The following is a 7,188-nucleotide window of genomic DNA, read 5'->3' as shown; positions in this document are numbered from 1 at the left end:
ACTTTGACGCGGCGGCGTGACGGCATCTGCTTCGTTGCTCCTCAGTTACAGAGCGCTGGCGGCTATGCTCCTTCGTCGCGCCTCGCATCTGCCGCCACGGCGCTCGCGCCAAAGTGTAAATCTTATTTCCTGACAGCCCCTAACTTAACTTGATGCGCCCCGGTGGTCGCGGCGGATCTTCTGGGCCCGGAGGGGGGCGCCGGCCGGTTTCTGCTTGCCCGGCCAATTCGAGCAAGATACACTTTCCCACTCGGAAGACTTGCGAAAGGCTATCGAAAATCAACGGCTCTCATCGGTCTTTCGATTCTCGCGGCGCGCTTAGCTCAGCGGTAGAGCACTTCCTTCACACGGAAGGGGTCGCAGGTTCAAACCCTGCAGCGCGCACCAGAAGTGCCGGCGGGGGTGACTATCCCGGTTGGATTTCGTTATGCCGTTAAAGGCACTTGACTCCGCAGGTCAATAGCGCCTATTCTCTGGAAAATCCGAGGCATATGCGGCTGCACGAGTGATTTCGATATGTACCCGCGTGGGACGCATATCCGTTGCTTTTGTGTCTGCGTTTTGGCCTCGAAACAATCGGGAGAGAAGTATATGGCAAAAGGCAAAGTCAAATGGTGGGACAATAAGAAGGGTTTGGGCTTCATCGCTCAGGATGGGGGGCAGGATGTGTTTGTGCATCATACCGCCATTCTTGGGAATGGCTTCAAAACCCTCCGTGAAGGCGAGGAAGTGTCGTTTGATGTGGTAACTGGTGAAAAGGGACCCAAAGCCGAGCACGTCCAGCGCCTTACCGCTCAGTAACTGACGCGCCCCATCCTGTTTGGTGGGACGCTTGTTTTTCCGGCAGCCTCTCCGGCGCAGAGAGAGAGAGTGGCAGCAGCGGGAGGGCGCTGTCACTTTGCCGGCGCGCATTTTAGACCCCAGGTAAATGAATATACAGGTGGCAGTGCTGTGTGACGCGGCAACTGATGACAACGGCAAATTAAACCTGCTGGGCGCTTTTGACACAATTTACACCCAGCAACTCCCGGCCGTGCACCCGCAGTGTTCCGTGGCCCTGCGCGTGACGTTCTTCAACGGGGATGAAGGCAAACACAATTTGCGATTTAATTTCGTCGATGCAGATGGCCGATCGATAATGCCCGATTTCCCCCCTATCCCTGTCGAGGTGGCCCTCCCCGAGGACATGCATTTCGGGACGCGCAATTTCATTGTTAATATCCAGCAACTCAAGTTCGAGAATCCCGGTCTTTATTCGATTGATATTTCACTCGATGACCAGCCCCAAGCGAGCATCCCGCTGCTCGTGAAGCATAATCCACCCTCCACCTAGCTAGAAAGAGTCTAGTGTATCTATCGGGAGGCACGATTCGAGGATGGTCAGGTAACCCTTATCCTCCACGAGCTACATGAGCGAGGTCCTGGACGCCGAGGATGGCCACGTCGATCTATCGCACCAAGGCCACACTCTGACGGTCGTCGTGGGCGTTAACGAATCTCGTCGGCGGCAATGCCGGTTGCGGTAGGATAGAGCGCCTTAATCATCGCAATCGCCAGCGATTGGCTCGGCGCGTCGATGGCCGTCTGCTGCCGGATGCCAAATAAGGTGAATCTGACTTTCCATTTCTTCATAAAGTGGGGTGGATGTTGAAGTATTTTTGAGCCTCTTCTTGGTCTTGAGCGACCAGTAGTTCGACCGGATTTTCTCGGGCGAGTTGCCAGCCAACTTTGCCGTACGACCGATGTCGTCGTGCAGTGCCAAGTGATACTCGGGTTAGCAGGTCTCGGTACGACGCAGGGCGAAGCTCACCGCTGGCCAGTTGGGTTTCTTTGCAGGACAAGAACTGGCTGGCGAGGTCGCCGAAAGGGGTCTCCTTGACTGGGGCCGGGGGAGGCGTCTGCGGGGCCTGCCCGCCAAGTTCCTTGATGACCTTCTGGATGGCCTTCTCAGCCACGGCCTGGAGGCGAGCCTCTTCAGCCTGCACGGGCGTCAGTACCGGCTCCGTGAGCCTGCTGGCGGCTTGCCTGGCCTTCTCGATGGTGCGGGAGCACTTGGCTTTGCGCTTACCTGTTGTCGGGTCTTTGTAGTCGAAGCGGAACTCCCAATGGTCGGTAAGCCAGTAGCGGCGCACAGGAACCAGGCGGCCCTGCACTTGGACGTGTTCAACCAAATTGTCTGCAATCGTCTTCACTGTTGTCATGCAGTGAAGAACGGGATTCATGATAAGAGCTATCATCCGGCGATGTTAGCCCATGTTAGCCCCAAAACCCCTTGAAAATCAGGTAATTTGGAGCGGGTGATGGGAATCGAACCCACGTGGCCAGCTTGGAAGGCTGGAGCTCTACCATTGAGCTACACCCGCGCTTGAACCAAATAGTAGGCAGGCATGGAAAAATGTCAATTCAGAGGCTGTTCTCTGTTCTCGGGTAACAGCTACTTTTGGCGCGCGGGGCTCAGAGCGTGTGTTGGCTGTTTTCAGCCAGGGTTTTTACTCTGCCGCATTGAGTTTTTCGCGAGCTTTTCTCTTTATCGATTGCTTTGAGGAATGATTGAGGATTGTTTCGAGGGCGTTTCTGCGTTCTTCTTTTGATACACCGGGCAGGTCCTTGCCTGCCAAATCCAGGATAGCTGAGCAGGCCTCGTCCGAAATCCCGGGGTCGCCCGCGAAGTTCATAAGAGGTTGGAGCGCCCCGGCGCTTGAGCTTTCGCGCAGCACGGCAATGGCCAGGCGCTTTTCTTCTGGCCGCTGGAGCAAGGGCAGCACCTCGCCCAGGTTCGTTACCTTCTGCTTATCGTTGAGTTTTTTGTCGCCTTGCAGGAACTGCAGATACCCACGCAACGCCAATACCTGGTAGGAGCTTTTCTTGTCCGAGCGCGCCAGTTTCAATAGCGGCTCGGCCACCGAACCATCCTCCGGCCATGTATTGGGCCAGCTTGCCAGGGTCCGCACCGCCTCGGCTTGAACATTTTCGTCCGGGTCCTCGATGGCTGCGGTGACGGCATCCAAGGCTTCAGGTCCGCCTGCCGAGGCCAGTGTGTGCAGGCCCACTGCGCGGAGTGTGCCGTCGTTGCTCTTCAACAGGGGCAGCAAACTCGGCACGCAAGAAGACCCTTCACGGCTGCTGATGTCCATCAGGGCATTCTCGATGGGCGAAGTTTGGGTGTCCTGGCCGGACTTCAAAAGCCTCACCAGGCCGGGTATCTCTTTCCGAGTGCCGAGGATGCCGATGGCCTCGACAGCGGCCACCCGGACTGCGGTGTCTTTGTCACCTGCGGCTTGCAATATGACGGGCAGACTGGCCCCAATCTGCCGTTGCGCCGCGACCCGGACCAGCACCTCGCGAGTTTTGCCTGAAGCATTCTGAAGCCGGTCGATGACCGCGCTATCCACTTCAGCCCCCGGCAAGCGGATTAACGCCGCTGTGGCTGCTTTTGCCAACGGCTCGTCCGCTCCCACGGCGTCCTCGAGCAATACGGGAAAACTCGCGCTGTCCCCTGCGCGGTCCAGAACCTGAACGGCGACCAGGCGCAGCCTGGGCGAACCGGTCCTTGCCGCGTCGAGGATGGCGGGGTTTGCCGCGGGGTCATGTCGCCCAGCCAACGCCAGCAGTAGCATGGGCTGGCGATCGCTGCTGGCGCGATGCATCTCCGTAACAATGGCCCGGGTCGCTTCGGGGCCGGCCAGCTCGCGCGCGGTGCGCAAGCCGATCCCGAATTGGGCCTTGTTGGTCGAGCGGAGCGTCGCTATCAATAGCCCAACGCCTTTCGGGCCGCGGGCCAGAATTGCCCCGCGCGTGGCTTCCAAAACCCTTTCTTCGGCCACTTTGGCCTTGCGAACGGCATCATAAAGCTTCACGGCTTGGGCCGAGTTTTGTTGCTGCATGAATCCTTCGGCGCACCGGATGCAACCCTCAGCGATTCCTGAGCGGGCATCCTCGGGCGCGCGCGCGAGGGAATGCTGCAGGGCCTTTGCCACCCGCGCGCCGCCAATCCGTCCCAGGGCATCAGCCGCCGCCGCGACGGTTTGCGCGTCGGCATCGTTTAATTTCAAGACCAATGCATCGACAGCATTGGGGTCCTTTCGGACGCCAATGGAATTGATGGCGCCAATCAGGAGCCGGCCATGCAAATTGGGCAGGGCTGTGCGCAGCGCCTCGTCCGCCTCGGGACCGGGGATGACTTCCAGCGCGATTCGTGCCCAGGAGGCCAGTTCCTTATCAGCCAGCAAAGGCGCAAGCACTGGAACCGCCTGGCTGCTGCCGTAAATGGCTAATTTTTTGCAAGCGATCGCTTTGTCACCGGGGGCAGCGTCTGATTTGAGTATGGCAATCAGGTCGCCTTCGGTGGGCGGCGGTTGATCCTCGGCAGCGAAGGTCTGACCGGCAATCAAGCTGAAACCCAGGAAGGTCAAGGCGTACAGCGCAGCGAGTCTGCGATTAAATCGCGCTAAGCATGCCGGGTGTGAGGCATCCCGCCGCTCGTCCAAGGCCGCATGCTGTCTTCGGCTGGCTTGATTCGCGTGAATGGTTAAGGGGGATAGAAAGCGAGCATCCATAAAGTTAAGATTTCTGTTGGTTCTCGCGGGTCCCTTCGAGGTGAAGCTGAAGACGCCCGCAAGGTTCAGTGGTTTAAATTCGCCACGGTTCCCGCAAGGCTTCGGAGCGGAGACGATTGGCCTGTTCATCACCGATGAACTCGCTCTTCACCGGATCGAAGTTCACCTTGCGATTCAAGTAGAGGGCGATATTTGCGGCGTGGCAGGTGATGTGCGAATAGCACATCGCGTCAGCATTGGCCCTGGTCTGGCCACGCGTTTTGACGCAATCCAGGAAATCCCGGATGTGGAAGTTGGCGGGGTAACCCGTGACTTTGGCGCCTTCGCCGACCAGCAGTGCTTTCGAGCTGGCCACCAGGTCCCCATCGTCGCCGGTCTCCACCCAGCCGGTCTCGCCTTCGAACCGTACCGGGCACGAGCCCAATCCAATCCAGCCGTCGTCGCGCATGACCAGGTTTACGCCATTGGCGTAGCGGGCGTGCAACTCCTTGCCGGCCGGCTCGTACTCGACGGGGGAAGTGCCATCGGCGTCATTGGCCCACTGGCAAAGATCGACGCAATGCGAGCCCCATTCCAGGCAGCCCCCGCCAACCATCCCCCCGCCTTTTTCAAAATTAAAACCGTCCAGCCACCGTTTGTTAAAGGGTCTCCAGGCGGCCGGTCCTAGGTACAAATCCCAATCCACTTTTTCCTTGGGCGGCTCGGGTTCTGCCGGCGCCCAACCGCTCATCGTGGTGGCCAATCCGTCGGGATGCGCGTACACCGTTTTGAGCTTGCCGAGCTTGCCGCGCCGGGCCAAATCGACGGCGAAAGCGAAGTTGGGCAGGCTCCTTCGCTGGGTTCCGGCCTGGAACACGCGCCCGGTGCGGCGGATAGTGGCAGCCAGGGCGAGGCTTTGGACGATGTTCTTGGTGCATGGCTTTTCGCAATACATGTCCTTGCCTGCGTTGGCGGCCAAAGTCGCGGCCGTCGCATGCCAATTGGGGCCGGTGGCAATGAGCACCGCGTCAATATCCTTGCGGGCAAGCAACTCCCGCATATCGCGGTACATGGCGCAATCCTGGTTGCCGTATTTGTCGTCGGCCTTTCTCTTGACGGCTTCTCGCCGCTCGGCTTTCACGTCGCAAACCGCGACGAACTGCACGTCGGGCTCTTCGAGGAAACACCCCAGGTCATAGGTGCCCCGGTGGCCGATTCCGATGCCGCCCAAGACAATCCGGTCGCTTGGCGCTACCCCGCCATCCATGCCCAGCACGGCCCCGCGAACGATTTGCGGGGCAGCCAGCAGGGCGCCGGCTTGCAGGGTTCTTGTTAAGAAATGGCGCCGGTTAAGCGGATTTCGGCTCTCCTTCGCTGCGGATGTATTTTTGCTCATGGCTGTGGCGGATTGTTGTCCCGGTTAGACGCCACAGCAACCAAATTCTTCAAATCCAGAAGAATGCGGCAGTTGCGGTTTATTCCCCAAAGGCGCAATATCGCCTTAACGAATTCATGGCGGACATCGAGCAAAATCAATCGCGGATTGGCGGTCCCGCCCGATTTTCCTATTTCTTTATGCTTGGCGCCATTCTGCTGATGGGTTGGCTTGGGTTGGCAGGTCCGCTCGTTGTTGCCTTATTTACCTTCCTTGCGCTCAGCCGTCTGCGCCTGCCGATTCGGGGCGGCAAGTGGCTTGCCTTTGCTACGGTTTTGATTTTGCTGTCTGCTATCGCTTATGGTCTGGGCTATTTTATCCACGCTACTATCGACGCGCTCCCCCAAATAGCTGATAAAGCCATTCCAGCCATCATTGCCTGGGCAAAAGAACACGGCATCCAATTGCCCTTTACTGACTACGATAGTTTGAAAGACCTCGCCTTTGAAACCGTTAAGAGCCAGGTGCAGTTCTTTGGCAATGTTGCCCGATTCGCCCGCGGCGCTTCGAGTCAATTGTTGTTTCTGGCCGCAGCCTGCATCATTGCCATCGGCCTGTTCCTCAATCCGCAGTTCCAACGTCCTGTGCAGGGGAGGGTTCAGGACGACAATCTCTACTGGGCTGCCAGCGCAGAAATAGCCGCTCGTTTCAAAACTCTCCACCAAAGTTTTTCGACCGTCATGGGCGCCCAGGTAATTATCTCGGCAATTAACACCGCGCTGACCGGTATCTTTGTTGTCGTGACAGGGCTGCCCTACGCCTTTGTGATCATCGGCATGACTTTTTTATGCGGTTTAATTCCGGTGGTGGGCAATCTGGCCAGCAACTCCATTGTTGTTGCCATCGGGTTCACTATCTCGCCCAAAATGGCTCTTGTTGCCCTGATTTTCCTGGTGCTGATTCACAAGCTGGAATACTTCCTCAACAGCAAAATCGTGGGCTGGCGCATCCACAATCCATTCTGGCTGACCCTCCTGGCTTTGATCCTGGGCGAAAGAATTCTTGGCATCCCCGGCATGATCCTCGGACCGGTGCTGTTGAATTACCTCCGCCTCGAGGCCTCAAGATTCAAGACCAAATCATTCGCCCTCGATGAGGCGCTTGTTTCTTAGAGAATTCGCGTTCATCGACGCTCATTGGCGTTAGCAACTAATGGGGTATTGACCTCGTTGTTTTGTTCGGGCTTGGGAGGATAGAATCCTGCTCGCATGTGTGGAA

At 57.9% G+C, this 7,188-nt stretch carries 7 protein-coding genes and 2 tRNA genes; 4 read left to right on the top strand and 5 right to left on the bottom strand.

Annotated elements, in window-relative coordinates:
• Positions 1–312: 312 nt before the first annotated feature.
• The 3 genes from VG146_05035 (at position 313) to VG146_05025 (ending at position 1,333) form a co-directional block, all read left to right on the top strand.
• Positions 313–387 (top strand) — tRNA-Val (locus tag VG146_05035).
• A gap of 204 nt (positions 388–591) precedes the next feature.
• Complete coding sequence (locus VG146_05030; GenBank protein ID HEV2391712.1) at positions 592–801, top strand: cold-shock protein; 210 nt, start codon at positions 592–594, stop codon at positions 799–801.
• A 127-nt stretch (positions 802–928) separates the two neighbouring features.
• Positions 929–1,333 (top strand): hypothetical protein, encoded by a 405-nt coding sequence (locus tag VG146_05025; GenBank protein HEV2391711.1) that lies wholly within the window; start codon positions 929–931, stop codon positions 1,331–1,333.
• A 155-nt stretch (positions 1,334–1,488) separates the two neighbouring features.
• Here the strand turns inward: VG146_05025 and VG146_05020 are convergent, their stop codons facing one another.
• The 5 genes from VG146_05020 to VG146_05000 all read right to left on the bottom strand — a co-directional run bounded on the left by VG146_05020 (position 1,489) and on the right by VG146_05000 (position 5,931).
• Positions 1,489–1,632, bottom strand: a complete 144-nt coding sequence (locus VG146_05020; protein HEV2391710.1) for a hypothetical protein — start codon at positions 1,630–1,632, stop codon at positions 1,489–1,491.
• Positions 1,629–2,222 carry a hypothetical protein gene (locus VG146_05015; GenBank protein ID HEV2391709.1) on the bottom strand — a complete coding sequence of 198 codons (594 nt, stop codon included), beginning with the start codon at positions 2,220–2,222 and terminating at the stop codon, positions 1,629–1,631. The genes VG146_05020 and VG146_05015 overlap by 4 nt, the downstream gene beginning before the upstream one ends.
• A gap of 67 nt (positions 2,223–2,289) precedes the next feature.
• Positions 2,290–2,363, bottom strand: a tRNA-Gly gene (locus VG146_05010).
• A gap of 126 nt (positions 2,364–2,489) precedes the next feature.
• The gene (locus VG146_05005) at positions 2,490–4,556 is read right to left on the bottom strand and encodes a HEAT repeat domain-containing protein (protein ID HEV2391708.1); all 2,067 of its coding nucleotides are present in this window, start codon (positions 4,554–4,556) and stop codon (positions 2,490–2,492) included.
• A 73-nt stretch (positions 4,557–4,629) separates the two neighbouring features.
• Positions 4,630–5,931, bottom strand: a complete 1,302-nt coding sequence (locus VG146_05000; GenBank protein HEV2391707.1) for a Gfo/Idh/MocA family oxidoreductase — start codon at positions 5,929–5,931, stop codon at positions 4,630–4,632.
• Between VG146_05000 and VG146_04995 the strand changes: the two genes are divergently transcribed.
• Positions 5,916–7,082 (top strand): AI-2E family transporter, encoded by a 1,167-nt coding sequence (locus VG146_04995; GenBank protein HEV2391706.1) that lies wholly within the window; start codon positions 5,916–5,918, stop codon positions 7,080–7,082. The genes VG146_05000 and VG146_04995 overlap by 16 nt on opposite strands.
• The last annotated feature ends 106 nt before the right edge of the window (positions 7,083–7,188 follow it).

It is taken from the genome of Verrucomicrobiia bacterium, from assembly GCA_035946615.1.
GTDB lineage: Bacteria > Verrucomicrobiota > Verrucomicrobiia > Limisphaerales > UBA8199 > DASYZB01.
This window is presented reverse-complemented; position numbering and strand designations above follow the sequence as displayed.